27 protein-coding genes are annotated in these 19,526 nt (G+C 58.1%); 4 read left to right on the top strand and 23 right to left on the bottom strand.

The window, feature by feature from the left end; genetic code table 11:
* Window positions 1–25 precede the first annotated feature (25 nt).
* The 21 genes from AC19YS_RS29545 to parA all read right to left on the bottom strand — a co-directional run bounded on the left by AC19YS_RS29545 (window position 26) and on the right by parA (window position 14,613).
* A complete protein-coding gene (locus AC19YS_RS29545) occupies window positions 26–2,734 on the bottom strand; it encodes a hypothetical protein (RefSeq protein ID WP_500603300.1) in 2,709 nt (902 codons plus the stop codon).
* Window positions 2,735–2,790: 56 nt separating this feature from the next.
* Entirely contained in the window at window positions 2,791–3,426 is a 636-nt protein-coding gene (locus AC19YS_RS29540) for a hypothetical protein (RefSeq protein ID WP_500603299.1), read from the bottom strand.
* A 91-nt stretch (window positions 3,427–3,517) separates the two neighbouring features.
* On the bottom strand, window positions 3,518–3,850 hold the full coding sequence (locus tag AC19YS_RS29535) for a hypothetical protein (protein ID WP_500603298.1): 333 nt from the start codon (window positions 3,848–3,850) through the stop codon (window positions 3,518–3,520).
* 226 nt (window positions 3,851–4,076) lie between these two features.
* Window positions 4,077–4,316 carry a hypothetical protein gene (locus AC19YS_RS29530; protein WP_500603297.1) on the bottom strand — a complete coding sequence of 80 codons (240 nt, stop codon included), beginning with the start codon at window positions 4,314–4,316 and terminating at the stop codon, window positions 4,077–4,079.
* 44 nt (window positions 4,317–4,360) lie between these two features.
* Window positions 4,361–4,588 (bottom strand): hypothetical protein, encoded by a 228-nt coding sequence (locus AC19YS_RS29525; protein ID WP_500603296.1) that lies wholly within the window; start codon window positions 4,586–4,588, stop codon window positions 4,361–4,363.
* 45 nt (window positions 4,589–4,633) lie between these two features.
* Window positions 4,634–4,867 (bottom strand): hypothetical protein, encoded by a 234-nt coding sequence (locus AC19YS_RS29520; protein ID WP_500603295.1) that lies wholly within the window; start codon window positions 4,865–4,867, stop codon window positions 4,634–4,636.
* 19 nt (window positions 4,868–4,886) lie between these two features.
* A complete protein-coding gene (locus AC19YS_RS29515) occupies window positions 4,887–5,132 on the bottom strand; it encodes a hypothetical protein (protein WP_500603294.1) in 246 nt (81 codons plus the stop codon).
* A 45-nt stretch (window positions 5,133–5,177) separates the two neighbouring features.
* Window positions 5,178–5,414 carry a hypothetical protein gene (locus AC19YS_RS29510; RefSeq protein WP_500603293.1) on the bottom strand — a complete coding sequence of 79 codons (237 nt, stop codon included), beginning with the start codon at window positions 5,412–5,414 and terminating at the stop codon, window positions 5,178–5,180.
* Window positions 5,415–5,428: 14 nt separating this feature from the next.
* The gene (locus AC19YS_RS29505) at window positions 5,429–5,893 is read right to left on the bottom strand and encodes a hypothetical protein (RefSeq protein WP_500603292.1); all 465 of its coding nucleotides are present in this window, start codon (window positions 5,891–5,893) and stop codon (window positions 5,429–5,431) included.
* 13 nt (window positions 5,894–5,906) lie between these two features.
* Window positions 5,907–6,107, bottom strand: a complete 201-nt coding sequence (locus AC19YS_RS29500) for a hypothetical protein (RefSeq protein WP_500603291.1) — start codon at window positions 6,105–6,107, stop codon at window positions 5,907–5,909.
* 2 nt (window positions 6,108–6,109) lie between these two features.
* Window positions 6,110–6,355, bottom strand: a complete 246-nt coding sequence (locus AC19YS_RS29495) for a hypothetical protein (RefSeq protein WP_500603289.1) — start codon at window positions 6,353–6,355, stop codon at window positions 6,110–6,112.
* Window positions 6,352–6,600: a helix-turn-helix domain-containing protein gene (locus AC19YS_RS29490; protein WP_500603288.1), complete on the bottom strand. Its 249-nt coding sequence runs from the start codon at window positions 6,598–6,600 to the stop codon at window positions 6,352–6,354. The genes AC19YS_RS29495 and AC19YS_RS29490 overlap by 4 nt, the downstream gene beginning before the upstream one ends.
* 64 nt (window positions 6,601–6,664) lie before the next feature.
* Window positions 6,665–6,916, bottom strand: coding sequence for a hypothetical protein (locus AC19YS_RS29485; protein ID WP_500603287.1), 252 nt, complete (start codon window positions 6,914–6,916; stop codon window positions 6,665–6,667).
* 56 nt (window positions 6,917–6,972) lie between these two features.
* Entirely contained in the window at window positions 6,973–7,227 is a 255-nt protein-coding gene (locus AC19YS_RS29480; RefSeq protein ID WP_500603286.1) for a hypothetical protein, read from the bottom strand.
* A 270-nt stretch (window positions 7,228–7,497) separates the two neighbouring features.
* Window positions 7,498–7,671, bottom strand: coding sequence for a hypothetical protein (locus AC19YS_RS29475; protein ID WP_500603285.1), 174 nt, complete (start codon window positions 7,669–7,671; stop codon window positions 7,498–7,500).
* Between the two features lie 122 nt (window positions 7,672–7,793).
* A complete protein-coding gene (locus tag AC19YS_RS29470; RefSeq protein WP_500603284.1) occupies window positions 7,794–8,942 on the bottom strand; it encodes a DNA cytosine methyltransferase in 1,149 nt (382 codons plus the stop codon).
* A gap of 90 nt (window positions 8,943–9,032) precedes the next feature.
* Window positions 9,033–9,293, bottom strand: coding sequence for a hypothetical protein (locus tag AC19YS_RS29465; RefSeq protein ID WP_500603283.1), 261 nt, complete (start codon window positions 9,291–9,293; stop codon window positions 9,033–9,035).
* A 189-nt stretch (window positions 9,294–9,482) separates the two neighbouring features.
* Window positions 9,483–9,764, bottom strand: a complete 282-nt coding sequence (locus AC19YS_RS29460; RefSeq protein ID WP_500603282.1) for a hypothetical protein — start codon at window positions 9,762–9,764, stop codon at window positions 9,483–9,485.
* A gap of 61 nt (window positions 9,765–9,825) precedes the next feature.
* On the bottom strand, window positions 9,826–13,524 hold the full coding sequence (locus AC19YS_RS29455) for a pyrophosphatase-like OB fold-containing protein (RefSeq protein ID WP_500603281.1): 3,699 nt from the start codon (window positions 13,522–13,524) through the stop codon (window positions 9,826–9,828).
* Between the two features lie 124 nt (window positions 13,525–13,648).
* Entirely contained in the window at window positions 13,649–13,903 is a 255-nt protein-coding gene (locus tag AC19YS_RS29450) for a hypothetical protein (protein ID WP_500603280.1), read from the bottom strand.
* A gap of 71 nt (window positions 13,904–13,974) precedes the next feature.
* Entirely contained in the window at window positions 13,975–14,613 is a 639-nt protein-coding gene (parA, locus tag AC19YS_RS29445) for a ParA family partition ATPase (RefSeq protein ID WP_500603279.1), read from the bottom strand.
* Window positions 14,614–15,122: 509 nt separating this feature from the next.
* Between parA and AC19YS_RS29440 the strand changes: the two genes are divergently transcribed.
* The gene (locus AC19YS_RS29440; RefSeq protein WP_500603278.1) at window positions 15,123–15,605 is read left to right on the top strand and encodes a hypothetical protein; all 483 of its coding nucleotides are present in this window, start codon (window positions 15,123–15,125) and stop codon (window positions 15,603–15,605) included.
* Here the strand turns inward: AC19YS_RS29440 and AC19YS_RS29435 are convergent.
* Window positions 15,602–16,945, bottom strand: a complete 1,344-nt coding sequence (locus AC19YS_RS29435; RefSeq protein WP_500603276.1) for a defense against restriction DarA-related protein — start codon at window positions 16,943–16,945, stop codon at window positions 15,602–15,604. The two genes, AC19YS_RS29440 and AC19YS_RS29435, sit on opposite strands and share 4 nt — an antisense overlap.
* Before the next feature lie 505 nt (window positions 16,946–17,450).
* On the opposite strand from AC19YS_RS29435, the gene AC19YS_RS29430 reads away from it, so the two are divergent.
* The 3 genes from AC19YS_RS29430 to AC19YS_RS29420 are packed head-to-tail and all read left to right on the top strand — an operon-like array spanning window position 17,451 to window position 19,104.
* Window positions 17,451–17,729, top strand: coding sequence for a type II toxin-antitoxin system RelE/ParE family toxin (locus AC19YS_RS29430; RefSeq protein ID WP_500603275.1), 279 nt, complete (start codon window positions 17,451–17,453; stop codon window positions 17,727–17,729).
* A 14-nt stretch (window positions 17,730–17,743) separates the two neighbouring features.
* A complete protein-coding gene (locus AC19YS_RS29425; protein WP_500603274.1) occupies window positions 17,744–18,028 on the top strand; it encodes a HigA family addiction module antitoxin in 285 nt (94 codons plus the stop codon).
* Between the two features lie 29 nt (window positions 18,029–18,057).
* Window positions 18,058–19,104 (top strand): replication initiator protein A, encoded by a 1,047-nt coding sequence (locus AC19YS_RS29420; protein WP_500603273.1) that lies wholly within the window; start codon window positions 18,058–18,060, stop codon window positions 19,102–19,104.
* A 5-nt stretch (window positions 19,105–19,109) separates the two neighbouring features.
* Here AC19YS_RS29420 and AC19YS_RS29415 read toward each other — a convergent pair whose 3' ends face one another.
* Window positions 19,110–19,373 (bottom strand): PAAR domain-containing protein, encoded by a 264-nt coding sequence (locus AC19YS_RS29415; protein ID WP_500603272.1) that lies wholly within the window; start codon window positions 19,371–19,373, stop codon window positions 19,110–19,112.
* Between the last annotated feature and the right edge of the window lie 153 nt (window positions 19,374–19,526).

The following is a 19,526-nucleotide window of genomic DNA, read 5'->3' as shown; positions in this document are numbered from 1 at the left end:
TGCATGGTTTTCGTGGGTTTGCGAGCTACCTCTTAAGCACGATCAACCTGGCATTTGCGCCAGTTTGCGCCAGCAGATCCTTGTCCTTGAAAGTGCCCCCCTCCAGCGCCTCGACTGTGGCGTTATGAGCATCCAACCAATCTCGGAAGGCGACAGCCTTTTGGTCGCTGCCGATAAACACACCCTCCCCCGCAATGGCCACTAAGTAGCCGCCAGACGCCAGCATTCCAAATGCCCGCATGATGTGAGCTGCATCGCGGCGCTGGGAGAAAGGTGGGTTCATCAAAATGGCCTGGTAAGGCTGCTCGGGCGTGAAACCATCAAAATCGTGGTCCACCACCGTGTATCCCTTCGCCGTCAATATGTCCCTTAATTGGCTGGATATCTCGATAACGTCCACCACGCCGCCGGCGGACTTCGCAGCGTCCGCCAGGTTGCCATTGCCGGCGCTCGGCTCAAGTACGCGCATCCCTTCACTGATGTGCGCCAGGCTGGCCATTCGTTGGGCGACATGCGCAGGGGTTGGGAAAAAGTCGATGCCGACCTTCTGGCCATTGATTGCCCGCTCAGCCTTTTTGACTGCACTCTCTTCGGTCTTTGCAGCCATAAACGGCAGCAGCTCACGCGCGGCTTCACGCAGTGTGGCTGTATCCGTAATGCCCATTCGCGCCAGGCGGTCCAAGCGAGCAATGCTCTCGACCGGGTCGGCGAGGACATGCGAGTCCATGGTGCCCTTGAGCACGTCATTCGCTTTGCGGGTAATGGCAGCGTCTTCGGCGCGCATCGCAAAGCGCTCAGGCCGGTCGCCCATCTTTTTTAACGCCGCAATCAGGCGGCCGTTACCGATGGGCTTTAGTTTTTCGATAGCTTTCGCTGCGGCCGAAAAACGGCTGGCCCAAGTTACCTGGCTCGGCAAAGCGATGTTCTTGAGGTCGTTCTCATCGAACGGGCGGCCTTTACGTTGCAGCTGAGCGCTGCAGCTCAATCCTCGATCCGTCTCGTACTGGGCGAGACGCAACGCTCTCTGCAATTCACCTAATTGCACGCGGCTGGTTAATTTACTCAGCAACCCGCCGGCCCCAACCTCGATAGCGTCAGCGATGTTATTGAGGGTCCGTCCGTCCGCATGGTTCGCAGCGGCCTTGTCGATGGCGCTGGCCGCCATGCCGGCGCGCCTGGCGGTGTTGGTATTGCGGTCCTGGGTCATCCCAGCCTCGCCGCTCTCAATCGCCTTGTTTGCGACTGTGCGCAACTTTTCAACCTGGATACCCAGCGCCCACACCCGGCGCTCTTCTACGTAACGGGCATCACTGGCGGCTTTTTCAGCTTCCTGCTCGGGAGACAGCACCACCGGCGCCGGCGCCGCCTGGATAGCGCTGGTGTCGCCCGCCAGGTACTTTTCGCGAATGAAATAACCGCCGTTCATGCGCCAGGTGTACGGGTCGATAGCCTTCGCCTCGGCAAGGCTAAGGTCCGTGCGCAGCACACCGCGCAAGACTTTCTGTTTTTTGGTGGTGTACTCAATGATTTGGTGCTGCGCCGGCGCCGACTCAGGCTGTTTCGGCTCAGCTGCGGCCCTGGCATCCTTCACACGCTGCGATAGGTGCTCATCCGCCCACTGGCGAACGTATGCCAGGTGGCCAGCCTTGTCGGAGGACACGCGGCCCTTGCTCTGGCTCTCAAATTCGCCAGCCCGCATGGTGGCCCAGCCCAAAAAATCTGCATTCCCACTTTTGAAATCCGGCAATTGCTCCAGGGTGTCCAGATACGCCTGGTAGATTGGGTTATCTGATACGCCGGCGCCGGCGGTGGCCGCGTGAAAGTCTCGGCTTTGCTGCTCATTTGCGGCGCGGGCCTGCTCCAGCTCCACAGCTTCGGCCTTGGCCAGCGCCTCAGCCTCATCCTTTGCACGCTGAGGCGCGCCAGCGGCTTCAATCTCGGCGGCTGCGTTGTCTGCTTTGCGTTGTGCAATGAGCGCTTGCTCTTCCTGGTGGGCCTGCACATCGGCCGGCGCCGCGGTCTCGCCAAAAACGGCCAGGTACTTCTCGGAGCCCCAGCGTTGGGCCATTTGGCTTTTCAGCTCAGGAAGGTCGCGAGCGATCCCGGACAGCTCACCACCAACGGCGACAGAAACGCCGCCGATATCGGCATAGCTGAAAATCACTGCCCCGGATGGCAGCACCTCCTGAGTGTTGGGCAGATGCTCAGCTAATCGCGCCTGACTCTTGGTCAACAGCAGGCCGGTGGGCGCAACCGTATATTTGGCTTGATCAAGGAAGGTCCGCGCGTAGCTGTCCAGCGCCTCGGCATTACCCACTACCAGCAGGCCACCGTTCTTCTGAGCTACCTTGTCGGTAATCAGCGTAGTGACAGCTTTGGCTGTGGATGCGTTACGGCGCCGTTGCGGCCGGCGGGCGGGGCCAGCACTACCCAGCAGGCCGCGCAGCTCCAGCCCCCTGGCACTGGCGCGCACTTGTTCAATGGCGCTGAGCTTGCCCGCCTCCAGGTTGGCGCGCACTGTCAGCAGTTCAGCGCTATAACGCATTAACTCTAAAGCGTTGAGGGGGCTTTGATTTTCAAGGGGGACTGCATCAAGCAGCGCGGCATGCAGATCGACGGTCTCAGCCGTGGCGCGCATTCGCTCGATGGGGGTGAGTTCGCCCGACAGTAGCGGCGCGTGAAGCAGCAATAGCCGCGCGGTGCTCCGGGCTTGTTGAATCGCATTAAGGGGCATGGAAACGGGCCTACATAGTGGTATGCAAGCCCGTATTTTGAGGGGTCGAAACTGGCCTATTCGGTAGCGCTTTGCTCGGCGGCCGGGCGCTCTAGAAAGACGTATTGAGCCATAAATTGCTTGAGCGTCATCAGCTCAGTTGTGGTGGTGTTGGGGCTTCTGATTTGTACGTCCACCCCGGTCAGATTATCCAGGTCGGACAGGTCCAGGAAGTCGAGCAGCCACTTACGACACTGGTGGGGGAGCGTAATACGGGGATTGGAGATAAAAACGTCCCCCTCCTTCCAGTTGATAGGCTTGCTCATGTCGAGTGTCGACACGTCCACCACTACGGATTCTGGCGAGTTGGCCGCGGGCTGGGATTGTTCGTACTCAACTACCACGCCAACATTCTCCAGCACCGTTTCAGAAGGGGCCACTGCCTGGTGGGCTCCAGCGCCAGGCTGTAGCAGCGGCGCCAGCGATGGACACGCCAGCAGATCGCCGAATGTTTTGTACAAGCCTTGCGCGGGCTCCAACGGCACGCACACATAGCCGAGGTCTGCCAGGCTGGCATTCAACTCGCCAACCAGCTTGGGAATAGAGCCTGCGCCTACGATCAGCACCCGCTGAGCTTCAATAACGGATGCCTTCGTTTGCGCCAGCTCGCGCATTACCAAGTCACTATCACGCACCGCCAACACATCACTCATGCCCTACGCCTTATGTTCGGTCGGCCCGAATGGCCGTAGGGCAAACTCTAAAGCACTAAAACGCTTTGACTCATTAGCGGCTTTGCGTCATCTACGCAACTCGCATCGACCAGGACGGCAAGCGCCGGCGCCGCGATACGCTTCCCGTCTTGGTCAGGCTGGCCTGGTACGCCTCGACCTTCAAGCGCACCTCTTCCAGCTCCTGGGGAGTGTGCGCCAGCTCTACCGTGCCATGGGCGGCCACAGTGAAAGCGATTTCTTCATTCTTCATGCGGCGCAGCCCATACAGCCGGATGCGTTCAGTTGAGCCCACGCCGTGCTCAACACGCAAGACAGCGCTGGCCACCTTCACGCCCCCGACCGGGAACCAAATCACATCCCCCACGACCGTTTCGGCGCCCGGTTTCACCAGCAGGGTGTTCATGTACGCTCGCGCAGCACGGCCGCGCCTGGTTAGAAACGCCCCCGCACCATTGCATCGGGGGCAGGGCTCCCCTGATCGCACACGGGTACCGGCGCAGTGGGCACAGTCCTTGGCTTCAAACTTCGGGCCTTGCAAAAGGGTTTTTGACATATCGTTTTATCTCTGGCGGTTTTAGTAATCGTTACATTGCATTGAACATATAAAGCGTTATTGGTAACGCGGCGGGTCACTCCGTCCCGTGCTTACGGCGGAACGCTTGCAACTGTTCTTCGGTCGGCATCAGGCCAGCGGCCACCAGGCCACAATCAAAACAGGTCGTCGCTTCACCTGGCGCAACATCGCTACCGGCCCACATCACGCGTTCATCACGGCTATGGCCGCATGCCAACTCGATATGGCTGGTCATGCCGAAGAAATAGCGGCGCACGATAGGCTGGCGGGGGGGTGGGGATTGTTCAGTCTGCATAAATTGGGTTCCTTTCAGTTCGGTTCGTTATGGGTAACGCGGCGTCACCCCGGCGCGCCTTCTTCCCATGGCATCGGCTCGCCTTCGCGCGCTCGCATCTGACACGACTCAGCCCATTGGCGATGCGTGTGCACGTTCGCTTCAGCCAGGCGCTGAATGCGCTCTTTGACTTCCTCCGGCTGCAAGTCCGGGCGCCACGTGCAAATCCCTTGGATAATCCGTTCAAAGGCGATTTGCTCGCCAGCCAGCTTTTGCATGGCGGTGGTCGGCATGGCGGGGGTTCCTTTCGGCTCGGTTCGTTATGGGTAACGCGCGGACTATTCCTGCTCGGCCGCGCGGCGTTCTTGGGCGGCCTGGGCGTCAGCTCCGGCCAACAACCGATGCAGCCGTGCGGCCCGCTCAGCCATCTGCTCGGCGTCCAACTGCATCTGTGCCACCGCGTCGCGCACGTCGACCGCTTGGCCCGTCAGCAGATCGCCGTAGCCTTCTACGTCCAGGGCGTCGCTGACCTCGGCATAAGCCGCCAGTTGTTGCGGGGTGTGCTCAGCCACGGCCCTTACTCCGTTGTGCTTAATGGTCTTCCGGCGGGTTTGACTCAGCGCTCAGCTGTTCCTCCACACCCCACTGATAGGCCGCGCTGGCTTGTTCGGCCAGATCGGCCAGCTCACCGTCATCTATCACGCCTTGGGCGCGCAAGGTGCCCGCAAGTTCGTCCAGCGCGACCTGGTGCGCCTCCGGGGATTTGATTAAGGCGGCTTTATCATCATAGAGCGCCTGCCAGTCGGCTCGGCTTAAGGCGTGCGAAGGCTTCTTCATGGCGGCAGTTCCTTTCCTGTTGGTTTGGTGTGGTATTGCGGCTTATCAATCGCTTTCGGCTACCTTGAGCGCCTTTGCCACGGCGCTACTACGTGCACGAGTTCGCTGCGCTTGAGTGACCTTACTGAGAATCGCATGAACCCCGGCCAGCGCCTGTAACAACTCCGGTACCTCAGTACTGGTCGACTCCAACTGTGTAGACAGATGGTCCTGGGCATGGTGCAGCGCCTCGATATCGGTAGCACTCAGGTAGACGGCAGCGCCTTTGAAAGAGTTCGGCATGGCATGGGTTCCTATCAGCCGGCCTTGGCCTGACTCCAATGGGTGGATAGCGCGCGGCCGTGATAAGCGCCGCACTCGCAACGCTTGCCGTTGGGCAACGACCAGACATAGGCCCGAACAATGGCGTAGCAGAATGGGCACTCCAGACCGATCCTGGTCTTTCCGTTTTCGGGACTGCGCGAAACCTCGATCCAGCGTCGGGATTCGACTTGCCGGGCAGCTTCGCTCATACCTGCACGCCGAACATCAGCGGATGTAGGCCCAGGTTCTGGCACGCGCGGCGCCGGGCGGTCTATTGGCGCATTGATACCGGCTTTCACCTTGTCGAGCGCCAGCTGGCTCTCAGGCGCTCGCCGGTTGAATAGCGATGTCAGCAGGGGCGAGCCCTCGGCACAGTCCCAATGGGCACGGCGCATGCCGTTAAAGGCCTGCCCCTCGACCATTGGGTTGTTGCAGACGGTGCACAGCGAGGTGGCCATAACGGCGCTCCTTTCAGCTTCGGTCCAATACATCGAGGTCAGTGCGTATGCTCTGCCAGCGCAGCACCGTATAGCGACCCAAATTCAACTTGGTATCGGTAATGCGCTGGCCATCACAACATTCGCGCGTTTCAATCCACAAATTGACCAGTGGCCGCCCCAGGCCGCCACGGAACAAGCGCTGTAACAGCGTTCTCTTTACAGGATTGGCCATGGTTATGCGCCTCCGCTGTCGAGATAGACACCGTAGGTCTTAACCGTGTCTGTGTCCTCATGATCGCCATTGGCACGCGCCAGGATCGCCTCGCAGGACGAGGTGGCACGGATTTCGTCTTGAAGGGCTTCGTCTGCCACTGTGACGTGCAGATTGCTGTCGATTCCGACCAGCACCAGGCCCGCGCGTTTTATGCGTAGTAGCGCCGCCTCCAGCTGCTTGATGGCCTCCATTTGATTCTTTTTCATGATTCGCCACCTGGTGGGAAAGCGGCCAACTGCTCCAGGGTGTACTGGATCGAATAGGGCGCCTCTCGAAACGTATCTTTGGCAGTGCTCAGGTAGTTGCGCATGGCGCGCTCACTGATACCGATAGCGCTCGCGGCGTCCGCCTGGCTCAGGCCGGTCGCTTTCACCAGCTCGCGCATGTACGCAGCGTCTGGCTTATGCAGGGCTGCGTCCGGCTTGGCGCCATGTAGGTGGTTAAAGCTCATTCGGGTTTTCCTTTGCTGATACCTGAAACCCCCCAATCAAGGGGGTTGTTACAGCGCTAAGCGTTTATGCGCCCACGACCTCGGCAGCAACTGCTGTGCAGTGCCCTAAGTCTACACAGCCGCTCTTGCCTTCCAGCCAGATGACAGCGGAGTGGCCGCCCATCACCTGGGCCTCACTGGCCGACTTACCGCGAAAGGTTTCGCCACGGCCTACAAGCTCTTCAAACGATACAGTGGTGCCGACTTGGTTCGCGACGTTCCACTTATCACACTGCTGTTGAAGCTGGGCGGCGGTAGGGCGCTTAGGTGCTGGCATGGGTGAATCTCCTTATGTTGGTACTGGCTCAGCCCGCACGACGGCGGGCTTGGCTTTCAATTATTAGGGTTGGCGTCATACATCGGGTCATAACCAACCGCCGCAATGCGGTGGGCGCAAATATCCTCGCCCTCATCGTCAAAATCTTCATCAGCCATTTCAGGCAGCGTGTCCGGGCGCGCCTCCCAGTAAGCGTGCAGCTTAAGGGCGTCTTCGGGCGAGCGAAGTCCATACGACAACTGCTCTTCTTGATAACCCAGCCATTCAGCTACGGCAGCGATTGTTTCACGGGCATTTCGTTTATCGGTCATGCGGTCCTACTCCGTCAGGTTGTACTGGCAAAGCCCCAGTTAAGGGGCTTGAGGTTAAGCGTCGTTAAGGTCTAGTTCGGCGTCACTCCATCCCTCGTTAAAGTCGTTGTGCTGCTCCTCCTCAGTGTCATGCGTAAATGGGTTTCGGTATTCGTCGCCTCGTTCGCAAGCCGTATACCCGAGCCTGTATGCATCGCTGTCGTACTGGTTTGCCATCTTGCGTTACTCCGTTGTCCGTGTGTTGGTACCGGGAAAGCCCCAATTGAGGGGCTACAAATTTGGATTCGCTTTTACCTCGCGAGCGCAGGCCATATACATGCGGCGCTTTTGCACAAAGTCGAACTCGCAAGACGGATACCCCAGCTTTAGGCTTTTCACGTACATCGTGTTTTGGCGACGAGCCAGCTGTACAAACTTGCTGATGTTCTTTTGATTGGTGGTCATCGGGCTTGCTCCAGGACTGTGGTGGCTTCGTTTGCCTTGGAATGATAATAGGCACGATGTGCCTATTTATCAACAACTATTTAACGCTTTAACTCAAAAGAGTTAAAACGCTAAAGAGTTATCTAGAGCCACATAGCGAGCTGCCCGGCCTCATCCGCGTAGGTGTCCAGCTTCACGCCTAACCCTGCCAGTTCATCGCGCAGCGCCTGCTCAGCGCCAGCATCGTCCAGGTCCATGTAATAGGCGTCAGCCACCAGCTCATCGACATCCGAGGCCGAAAGCCCAGCCTTGACGGCCTCACCGATCAGGCGAGCGCACAGGCGGTCATACTTGCCAGATATCGCCAGCTGAGGGTGGTCAACTGCGTTGTTGGCCATGAAGAACGCATATGCAAAGCCTTCGGGCGTGACACTTCTGGCGTTTTTGGTGGCCAAGCTGCTGCCGCCGTACATGCGGTGCATCTTGGAGCCTTCCACCGGGTCAACAGGGGCCACCGGCAAATCGGCATTGAAGCGCCCCCAAATGAGCGTCTTCTTGGTGTACGTGTCACCAACGTGGAAGGGATCAAACGACAGGCGCCACGACGGCAGGCCGCCCAAGCGCTCAATACGCCCCACAGGGTTCTCCAGCGCCCACAGCGCCGGACGGAAGTACTCAATCACCCGCAGGGTTTGGTGCACCAGCTGCACCGACGCCGCTGTGCGGCCGTCCGCATCCTTTGCGGCAAAGTGCCGGGCACCCGACCGAGCGAAGTCCGTGCACGGGCATGCAGCAAGGATTGCGTAGATGTCGAGCCCGCCGAAGTCGCCAAACCAGTCAGAGAAGAAATCCACGTCGAACTTGTTCACATCACCAATTTCCGGGTTCTCTTGGATATCAAAACGGTAAACCTGATAGCCAGCCTCTTCCCAAGGCCGCGACCAGGCGCCGGACTTGTCGAACAACGACAGCACGACCTTATCCGCGTTCGCGCCAGTCATCCCTTGAGCGGCGCAATGCTCGCTCCACGCCTCAATGCGTTGACGGGCCTCAGCTGGTGTCATCCAGCCATGGTTCTTCTGGTGCACGGTTGCCTTGTCATTCAAGCGCACCACATCAGCGGCCCGAGGGGCATCGAACAGATGGTGAGTAAGTTCTTCCTGAGCGCTCATCTGGCGCAGTGCAGCGCTGAAACCCTCGACGAGTTCCGACAGCGCGCAGTCATTCGCGCCTACTGCTGCATGTTCTGGTGCGTAGCTGAATGTCGAAGGCAAGGCTGCTGGGCTACTCATCACTGATTCCGTCTATTCCGAGGGCGCGAATATCGCCGCACTTCTACTGACACACCCCCAGTTAAGGGGGTTGGGGGAGGGGTTGGGCGGTTATCGCGGCAAACGTACGTAGCACTCGCCAGCATTGGGATCGAACGGCGCCCGTGCCACATAGGCGTTATTCATGAGCCATTGCAGAAGGCCACGTACAGACGCCCAGCCGTTGCTTCTGATTTTCACCTGCTCACCAACAGCCTTGCTGATGTCCTGCCAGTCAGTGGGGGCCGAGGTGATCGCCGCAAGCATGGCGTTGAGGATTGCGTTTTGGCGGTCGGTACCCACGTTAAGCGTGGAGGGTGCTGTGCAGGTCATTGATTTTGCTCCGATGATGATTGGCGCCGCTTCGTTCGGCTTGGCATCATAATAGGCACAACGTGCCTAATGATCAATAACTTTTTAACGCTAATGAGTTATAGCGCTAATACGTCACAGCGCTAGAGCGCTAAACGGCGCCCACAAAAAAGCCCGCATTCGGCGGGCTTAATAGGCCGGTTTATAGCCTTATTTCTCGGCAAAAACGCCGTAGGGGAGGCCTTTGTATTCGAAGCGCTGCACACGGTAAGTGCCTGGCCCGACGACAATCTGGCGCTTTTCGGTGCTGAGGTAGTCCATTCGGTTTTCAACGCCCGGTGTCGCCAGCAGCACCGGGAATGCCGGAAATACTGATTTTTCGTCACCTGTGAGACTGTACAGGCCCAGTGTTGCCGTCTGCCCAGCAGCAACAGTAACCGATGAAGATTTTGCGGCGGTAAGGCCTGCGTCCAATAGAATTTCTTGTGCCATGAGGTATACGCCCTGAGTAAGTGATGGATAGAGCCCTGGGGCAGGGCTCTATTGATTGGGGTTAGAAAGCGCCAGCGGTGGCTTTAAGCGCGTAATCACGGAAGGCGTCCGAAGCCTCTACAAACAGCTCACTCAACGAATCCTCACCATAGGCGGCATAGATCCGTTCCAGCTCCTTGAGCACGTCGCCAGGGCTACCCAGGTCAGTCGTGCCGCCAATGATGTCGTCCAGGTAAGCCTTGGCCTTCTGCAACGCATCCTCGGCACTCGGCTCTTGGGGTTCCTCAGGCTCAGTCACCGGCGGCACTTCTGGTGCAGGCGGGCTGACTGGCGGCGCTGGGCTGAACATGTCGGCTTGGTCGATAGCAAACATGCCCTCACCATATTCCTGCTCCAGTTTGCGGTTGGCGGCGCCGACGATATCGGTAAAGCTCGCCGGCTCATCACCAAACAATCCGGCAGTCTGCTTGCGCACGTTCTCGCTCTCAACGAACTGAGCCATAGCCTTGAATGCAGTGCTCATACGCTTGGCGCTGCGGTTGTTGGCGCTGATGAACACGGCCATTGCCGCCACGGCCGGGTCGGTACCGCCGAACATGTCGCCTTGGCGCAAGAACTCATCCAGGCCCATACCGGCCTCTTTGGCCTGGCGCAGCACGTTGGTGGCGCCAATGATGGCGTTTACAGCCTCTTGGTTGAGCGACAGCTCCAGGGAGTCAGTGACCTGCTCACCGGCCCGCTCGGTGCCCACACGATCCTGCTCCTTGGCACGCATGAAGTCAGGCGCGGCACTATTCAACGCGTTGACGATGTTGGCAATCTCTGGCTTGGCCTGGTCCGCGGTCATTTCAAGCAGACGGTCATCAGAGTAGGCGCCAGCGAACAGGGCGGCCTGTAGACGGCTGATGAGGCTGGATGTCGGGTTTCCGTCGCTGGTCAGGTACTGCGCGGCCTCAGCATCGCCCAGGGATTGCAGGAACGCCGCTACAAAGTCACGGTTGGCGGCGCTATTGAGGTCGCCGTCTGCCAACTTCGACAACATGGCCGTATCCAGGCGCTTGGCATCGCTGCGGGCCTTTTCCGTGGCCGTCATCGCCAGTTTGTCGTCCTGGTTGGATTCGACAGCAAACTCAACCCGGTTCACGTCGGTTTTGCGCACACGCACCAGCACGGGCGCTTTCATGCGTTGGATCTTGGCCGGGTCGACGCCGAAGTACTCCGCGTTTTCCAGCAGCCACTCGCGGTACTCATCCGCCTGGCCGATACGATAGGCCTCACGTACCGCCATGGCGCGGCCGTTGCCCGATTCAACAACGCGGTCAGCGCCAACGATAGGCGCACCGCTGTCGGCGCGCTGGGTACGGCCCAGGCTGTCCGGGTCCAGGTTGCGAGCGGTTTTCTGCACCCAGGCCTGCGACGTTGCCCGTGCACGGTCTCGGGGTTGAATTTCAGCCGGGTAGTCCGGGTTTACGGTGCCGTCCGCCTCGTGGCTGATAACGAGGTTTTTCGCCTCGATCACCTTGAAGCCAGTAACGACCTTTGTACCCTTGGCGGTCTTTACAGTGTTGTCACGGCCCTCGGCCTCAATGGTGCTCGTATCCTCGTCTTGATGATCGTCTGCACCTGTAGGAGCAGGATCAACCTTTTCAGGTTCAACTAGGGGCTTAGGGTCAACGCTGGCGGGCTCTTGGCCTGTGGGAGCGGAATCAACAATTTGCGTCATGCCAGCGCTGAAACCACCGAAACCATTTTCTGAAAGGTACTGCGCCACGGTCTGCCGGGATGGATCAAAATCACCCTTGAGGCCGGAGACGTCAACACGCGTCGTATCCTCGCGAGCCTGACCGCTTTCATCCGCAATGCGAATGACCAGTTTGTTTTTACTGTAACCGCCGTTGCTAGCGATTTCCGCCATGTCGCCGGGGCCATAGGTCGATTTAAACCACGCCTCCAGGTCCGCCAGGGTGGAGAATTCCTTGTTTTCGTCGTGACTGCCTTCCGACCACACCAGGGTAGCGCTAAGGAATACTGATTTCGGCGCCGAAGAGGTATCAGGCGCTGGCTCAGTGTCAGCAGCTGCGGCCCGCATATCAGCGATGTTGTCAGCGCCAGACGCAATAACTCTCGCTGCGATAGCCAAACCATCAGCCTTGTTTGCCGCCGTGGCGATATGGGTACTGGCCCAGCTCACGCCCCACTCGCCGGTTTCCACGTATTTGGTTTTGGCGACCGTCACCGGCCCGGCTGGACCTTGCAGAATCGCCGACGAATCATCTATTTCGGGCGTGGCGGCTGGAGGCTCAGCAATTGCGCCTCGCGCAGCGTCCGCAACAGCCTGCGCGGCTTCCTCGGGGGTCTTTTTATCAACGTGCAATTGGCTTACCAGGTCGTCCTGGGCCATGGCCACGCCCTGGGCATCACCGTCAGAAATCCCCATCAGCAGGGCCAAGGCTTCGATCATTGCTGTTTCCCAAGCGGGATAAGCCTCGTTGAACTCATCAGCAGTTGGCACTTTGGCCGCGACGACTGGCTGTACAGGCGCTGATTTCTTCTGCTCAAGCTGGGCTTGCAGCTCAACAATCTGGCTGTCCAAGTCCGCCAGCTCGGTAGTTTTGGCCTCCACGGCCGCTTTCTGTGCTTCCAGCGCCGCACTACGCTCAGCCTTGCCCTCGTTCGCCTTGATGAACTTCGCGCTGTTCTTCTGCACCAGGGCCATGATTCGCCGGGCAACCACACGCGGGCTCAAGTCCTGGCCGCGCTCAGGCGCCACAACTGCCGTGATATCGAGCTTGTTGAGTACCCACTTCCAGCTGATCAGTTCGTCGGCCGGCATGAGCTTGTTCGGCGTGCTATCCGGGTTGTGAAAGAACACTGAGACGCTCTGGCCGTCATCCATGACGAACAGCATCGCCACCTGGGTGGTGCCGCGATTCTTGAATGGCTTGCTCACTTCAACGCTCACAGCCTTTACTTGGGAGGTCGCCGCCTGCATCACGCGCAGCAGCTGGCCAGCCTTGCGTTCAAACTGCTTGTACTCGATAACCATGGCATCGAGCATTTCACCACCGTCGCCCAGGCTCTCGCTGATATCGGCCAGGGTGGCGCTATCCATCATCAGGGCCGAAGTGTCCGCGCGGCGCAGCTGGTACAGCACGGCGCCCACGGTTTCGCCCACGGGAAGGAAGTCAGCGCCCCAGCGCGTCAGTACGTCGGTCATGCTCAAGGCCTCATCTTTTGGAATATTGGGTAATTCAGGGCTCAATGGCTGGCTCAAATCGCCATGCCGGAGCCAATACTTGAATTGCTTGATGGTGCACGCCGCCACACTGCCCAGGCCGGCCCAGCCCTTCTCATAGGAGTTCGTGTAGGCGGTGCAGGCTTGTTCCTGGTCAGTGAAGCCAAGCAACACTTTGTGCTCATCAAACGAGCCGTCTTTCGCGCGCTGGTTGACTACGAATACGCGCAGGCTCTCAGGAGCAGGACCGACGAACACGTCTACAGCGTCTCCGTCGGCGCCCTTGGTGCCGTTCACATAGCCGTAGTGCGCCATGCAGGTGACTGACCAGGGCACACCGTCTTCCTTACCCCGACGGGACTGATACATGGGCGTCTCGATGGTTATACGCAGCCCGTGCATGCGGAAACTGCCCTTGGCGTAGTTACCGGCGCGGATCTGCGCGGGCGTAGGGTTCGCTTGCGAGCCCACGCCAAAAGCGCCGGCATGCGCGGCGCTTTGGAGATTGCTAAAAACGTCTGTCATCAAAGCCGCTCCCTGAAAGCAGCCACGATAACGTCGGTTTTGCCAGCCCCTGGCCAGCGGTTTGCGCCGAATCGCTGACACAAAAAAGGGCGCCATCTGGCGCCCCTTGGGTGTTTCGGCAAATCTAGAACGTCGGGGTTTCGGCCTGATCGATAAGCCATCCAACGACTTCGGAGATATCACTGTCGCGCTGAATCGCCAGCAGACGTACCTTGCGCTTCTGTTCCGGGGTCAAATAGCTATTTAGACGCTCTTTGGCGCCCAGCTTGATGACTGCCGGTGCTGACTTGGCGTTTGTGCGGCCGGCGGTGGCATCCACACTAGCGGAAGCTTCCTCAGCTGGACGTGTACGCTGCTTTATCTTCAATTCACCAGTCATAATTCACCTACCTATTTAACGTTACGGCGTTTCGCGCATCATAGTGCATGTAGCGCCTTAACGTCTAATTGCTAAGCGATCAGCGTCAGGATCTCATCGCGCAAGGCGCGCAACTCCCGAGCAGCCAGCCCGCCAGGCTGAGTGTCCAGCGGTGTCTTGCCCGAAGCCTGTGCGTTAGGGTGCGCAGTGCGTGACACAAGGCGAGTATTCAGTACAGGGAACCCGTACCCCTTAAGAGTGTTTGCGATGCTCTGGCTGAGCTTGGAATTGCCAATTGCGCGCGAGACGACAAAGTACGCGCGAACGGGCTTTTTGCCCGTAGCCCGCTGAGCGTCTTGATAGTCCTGGATCAACCCTACGGTTTCGGCAGTTGCCCACACATCCAAGGGAGAAGGCTGGACGGGGATCAGGATGATGTCAGCAACAGCGATGGTTTTCTTAGCCAGGTCGGACGCCTTGGCGCTACCGTCGATAATCACGATTTCATTTTTCAGTTTTGGAATCTGCAAAGCCAATTGTGCAGGGCTAATCGTGTAAATCTGCACAGGCTGGTCCGGATATTCATCAGCCAAATCCCTCATGCTTCCCTGGGGGTCGGAATCAACCAGAACGACGTCCCGGCTTACCAAATTCAGCGCCCGCGCCACACCCAGGCAGATTGTGGTTTTCCCTGCGCCACCTTTCCCATTCATCACTGCAATAACTGTCATCTGGTTTGCTCCGGCGATTTATACGTGCCGCCGATTCTAGCGCCATCACGCTATAACGCAATAGGGCTCTCACGCTATGACGCGTTAACGTTAATGCGTTATGGTGTTATTTCAGGCAGAAAAAAGCCCCGTCTGGCGGGGCGCATCGTACCGACTTGGCTCACCGGACAGGCGTGTTGGCGGCCAGTCTTTCCAAGGGCTCAGGGCAGTGGGTTGCAGGATCTGGAGGCCAACTGCCCTCTCTGATCATCTGACAGGCCCACTCATGCTGCGCCACTGCCTGGTCATAATCACTGCCACCCAACACGAGCACCACAAGGAGATACAGCGCCGCCATGAGCAAAACACCAGCCCAGACGTACATGCGTAACCGCTTAAGATTTGCAGCGCTCATTGCCTAATACCTTTCACTGGAGCGGTCTAGCCGCCGACGGAAAGGACATTATCATTTGATTGTCTGTAATGTAAACACAGATACATCGTTTTTATGTATTTCCGTGAGGTTTCAAATGTCTCAAGCTCCCGCTGGCATGAAAATAATGGTTTCAATTGGTGGGTACGGTCCCGCTGGTGCTCAGCCCGTCACCCTTATCGCGTTCAAGAACAACGCTCTCGGCATCCTGGTGGTACTGAATAAGATTTCGTATAGGGAGTCTGCTGATGACGGGTTTGCGTTCGTCACGAATCTGCGGCTGAACGACTACGACTGCCTGTTCAAGGAGGAGCATCTGGCGGACGCAATCACTGCATACAAGGAGGCCGAAGGCATGGGCACGATAAGCCTGGCGGACGACGTAGCCAGGTGGCGGCCAAGGATTGAATCAGATGGTGTCGACACCCAGGGGCAGAAGTACCGGCTTGCCGCTGATATCGGTAACGATGAGGTTGCGATACTCGCGCTGGCGCACTTTATGTCACGCCAGCGCGGTATCGAGTCACTGGGGAAAATGAGCGAAGACATCGCTCGGCTGTATCAAATCACGTCCGTTTAATCCTGGGCGCCAAAGGGCTCGCCGTAGGCATCATATCCCGCATCTTCCAGCGCACTCTTTCCTGCGTCGGTCAGCATATACAAGCCTTCGGCGGTCTCTACTAGACCGCTCTTGAGCAGTTGCGCCAGCGCCGGCTGATCCTTGATATCGCTAACGTCGGCCGCCGATACAGTGGCGATGTTAATCAATTCGTCCAGACCTGCATCCGTAATAGGCGCATCAATGCTGTCGAGCATGGTGATAGCCGTGATGAATGATTTTGCAAGGCTTCGCTCAAGTCCGGCCTGATCAAGGTTGCCCTCAGCCTCGTTAATTGGGGCATTCGTTTCTACTACCTCAAGGGCAGCGCGCAGTTGTGCGACAGCACCTGCGGTGGCCAAACTGTCGAGCATTACCGGATCGCCCATAACGATTTCCCGCGCAGCAACATAGGCCCACGCTAACCCTTGGTCCTCTCGTTCCAGCGATGGCGTTTTGTGGGGTTCAAACGACACCAAAGGCGCGAACTGGCCGTCACTATCGAGCATGACTTCTTGCGGAGAGGCGACGTTAATCGAATCTACGTCGTAGAGCACTGCGTACACCTGCTGCTCACCAACAGATTGCGTCGGGACAGCCAAAGTGTAATGCACCTTAGATGCCCGGAAGTTTGCGCCTATAACCTTTGCGGCAATGTCGATTTTGTCACCGGCCTGGCCCAGGCCCAGGAACACATCGGCGCCGATTTGAAAACGTGATGGCACTTCGATGGGACCGGCATCATCGACGAAAGATTGATTCACGATTTTGAAGCCGAGCCACGACATAGGCTCAGGGCGTAGGGGCGCCGCTACGGCGGGAAGCGCATCGGCCATAGTCCCCAGCTGCTGTTGCAGCTCCACCACAGTTGCCTTTCGCTCAGCGATCTGGCTGTCGAGCTGTGTGATGCGCTCAGCGTAGACAAGCGCCTGCTTTGGAGTGGGGGTGCTCATCCCCTTCGGGAGAGCGATCTGTTTGCGAGCCTGCGCCTTTTGAAACGAAACCTGATTTTTTTCAAGCATCGCGGCAATTTCGCCGATGGCTTGGGCCGAATCGGTTTGATTCTTGATAGGCAAATGCGCGCCGTTGAGTTTCACCTGAAAAATATCACCGGTCTGGTTCACGCGAAGGACGACCATTTGGCCGCTTGCGACGGTCAAGGTAGCTTCCCGGTACGTGATGCCAGCTGCGCGGCGCGATTTCTCGTTGAATTCCGATGAAACCACGGGCTGACCCGCGCGAATCATGATTTGGCTGACCTTCTTGAGCGCCTTCGCAGCAGCCTGGGCATTGGAAAAATCTAGCGTATTCGTAGCTGGCATGACTGCCCCCGTGGAGTGAATTACAGGGGGTATTGTGCGGGGCCAAAGTAGGGGAGAAATTCTGCCATTTGCAGGGTGGTTAACGTCGCGCAAGCCGTTTTCTTTACCCATAGAGGTTTTATTTAGTTTTAAGGTTTTTAATCTAAGTTTTACCCGTTGTTGATAACCGGTCGCTGTGCCCGCCGGTCCTTGGCCGGAGCCTGTTAGTAAACCTGTGGACTGGTGGGTAATCTACGGGACAGGGTGGGTAATGTACGGACCTCAGTGTGTGTTCTACGGGATTCGGTGGGTAATTTACGAAAAACGTCTGAAAGGCCCGTCCAGCGGTGGGTAATTTACGGTTGGTCCCCCGCAAATAGCGCCCGCCCGGACGACCACACGCATTAAACGCGTAAATTACCCACCTTCGCCCCAGAGTGAGCGAGCGCCACCACTTAGAAAGTGTAAAGCCTAGCCATACAGAAACAGCTTGCAAGGTGTATGGCTAGGCTTTACACTTTCCCACATGATAAAGACTTTTCGACATAAGGGGCTCAAAGCCCTGCATCAGACCGGCAGCACCAAGGGTGTGCGAGCTGACCATGCTGCCCGCTTGCGGCGTGTGCTGTCAGCACTGGACATTGCCAAGGTGCCCGACGACATGGATGAGCCGGGAATGCGCTTGCATTTACTTAAGGGCGAGCTGGCCGAATTCTGGTCAGTCAGCGTGTCGGGGAACTGGCGGGTTATTTTCCGCTTTATTGGCACCGATGTTGAGCTGGTCGATTATCTCGACTACCACTGACAGGAGAACACCAAATGACTATGCATAATCCACCCCACCCAGGGGAGGGGCTGCGCGAGGACGTGCTGCCTGACATCAATATGACTGTGACCGCGCTGGCCAAGCACCTTGGTTACTCCAGGGTGCAGCTGTCCAGCGTCCTGCACTGCCGGTCAGCCATAAGCGCTGATCTTGCGTGGCGGTTGGAGTTGGCGGGCCTGGGCAAGGCGCATATGTGGCTTGGGCGCCAGTCGGCATACGACCTCTGGCAGGCCAAGCACAAAGAAGTGCCGACCATTACTCGGCTGCACGCTGCCTGATCCCACCGCGCGAAAGGAAAACGCCCACAATGAAAAGCAGCCTGAACGCTACGCCGACACGGAAGGAGCAGCGCCTGAGCCGCATGCAGGCGCAATCTGCGGCCCAGGGAGACCTTTTAGCGGCAGTGGAAGCGCCAGAGGCCAAGGAAGAGGTGCAAGCACAGAAGCCGGAACGTAAGCCCGTTGAAAAGGCACCTACCAGCTTGCGCTCCAAGCCTCGTGGCGATGAACAAGGCGACTTCTTTACGCCGGCCCTGTACGACGTGGGCGCTCGGGATAGCCGTGGAGTGATGGATGTTGCTGTTTTCCGCTTGTCGAAGAAGGACAAGCGGGCCAACTCAATCATTCGGTATGACTTGCCGGACGGTTTCGTTGAGGTTTCGTCCGGCGTATACGGTATGGCGTCAGTGTGGGATTACGACATAGTGCTCATGGCCGTATCGCATCTGACCGACGCCATGAATCGCTACCGTGACGGGAAGGGGGATAAGCCCGTCCAGATATTCAAGCCACACATTTCCGACGTGCTCAAGTTCTGTCGAAAGGACAATGGTGGCAACCAGAAAGACGCAGTGGTGCCGGCCCTACAGCGACTCAGCACGACGCATGTAGTCATCGAGCGCACGAAGACGGTCAAGGGCAAGCCCATCACTCTCACCGAGGGTGAAAACCTAATCGGCCCGTTTAAGGTGATCAGCAATCCCTCGACCAAAAAAGTCGAATACGTAGAGATCAAGATTGCCGATTGGATGTATCAAGAGGTGACGCAGGGGACCAAGCCGGATGTGCTCACAGTGCATCCCGACTATTTCCTGATCGACCCGGCCCTGGGCCGCTTCGTGTACAGACTGGCCCGCAAGGCGGCTGGCAAGGACTCGGCAACGTGGGGCTTCAAGACGCTGTATCAGCGCAGTGGTAGCGCTGGCTCGCTTAAGGAGTTCAACCGCATGCTGCGTGAAATCATTCAGGCAAATGACCTTCCTGAGTATCACTTGGTGGAAGATGAGGGTCAGATGGGTCCTATGCTCGTGATGATCCATCGGGGGGCGCTTGACCAGTACAAGGCGCCTGAGTAACTGCGCTACCCGGCAAACACGTTGCCCGAGCCCGTGGCTTGATCGCCACAAGTGGCTACATCACCTGCGCGACACACAGGGATTCCACCAGCAAATACCGTTGAACTGGCGCCGATCATTACAGGCCCGGCATGCGCGCCTGCGCCATGCCCGGTAATCCCCGCCCCCTTTACCGCAATGGGTGCACCATTGACCAGCACGGATGGCACCAGGGCGTCCTTGATGACCCCACCGGCTGAATCTATGCCTACTCGCGCAACTCCTGGCATGCCTACACCTACTTATTGAGATTGATTGTTCCAGCCTTGATGTTCACGGAATCGGGTGTGATAACTACCGTAGAGCCGCCCACTGTCAGGACAATCTGAGCCCCGGCCGTGAGGTTGATCGTCTGAGCGTTGATGTTGGCCACTGCGTCGGCG

The sequence above is a fragment of the Pseudomonas sp. MF08831 genome (assembly GCF_059862645.1).
The sequence above is the reverse complement of the archived record's forward strand: the minus strand, read 5'-3'. Positions and strand labels throughout refer to the sequence as shown.